This window comes from Paraburkholderia sp. RL17-373-BIF-A, from assembly GCF_046030175.1.
Classification (GTDB): Bacteria; Pseudomonadota; Gammaproteobacteria; order Burkholderiales; family Burkholderiaceae; genus Paraburkholderia.
The window spans coordinates 1-488 of sequence record NZ_JARESO010000413.1; the positions used below are offsets into that span (position 1 = coordinate 1).

The following is a 488-nucleotide window of genomic DNA, read 5'->3' on the forward strand; positions in this document are numbered from 1 at the left end:
AACATCGGCGGCGACTCGACCAACGGCTCGGGCGTGATCGTTGATCCGAATGGTTCGATCAACACGACGGATAACGGCACGAGCAACATCTCGGGTGATTCGGCCAACGGTTCGGGCGTGGTGGACAACGGCTCGATCAACACGTCGGGTAACGGTTCGACCGATATCAGCGGCAACTCGACCAACGGCTCGGGCGTGATCGTCGATCCGAACGGTTCGATCAACACGACCGGTAACGGCACGACCAACATCTCCGGTGATTCGACGAACGGTTCGGGTGTGGTGGACAACGGCTCGATCAACACGAGCGGGAACGGTTCGACCGATATCAGCGGCAACTCGACCAATGGCTCAGGCGTGATCGTGGATCCGAACGGTTCGATCAACACGACCGATAACGGCACGACCAACATCTCCGGTGATTCGGCCAACGGTTCAGGTGTGGTGGACAACGGCTCGATCAACACGTCGGGTAACGGTTCGACCGA

General features: G+C 59.0%; 1 pseudogene. It reads left to right on the top strand.

Annotated features, from left to right (window positions below):
* Positions 1-488, top strand: a pseudogene (locus tag P0D80_RS51155) (hypothetical protein); the annotation flags it as partial.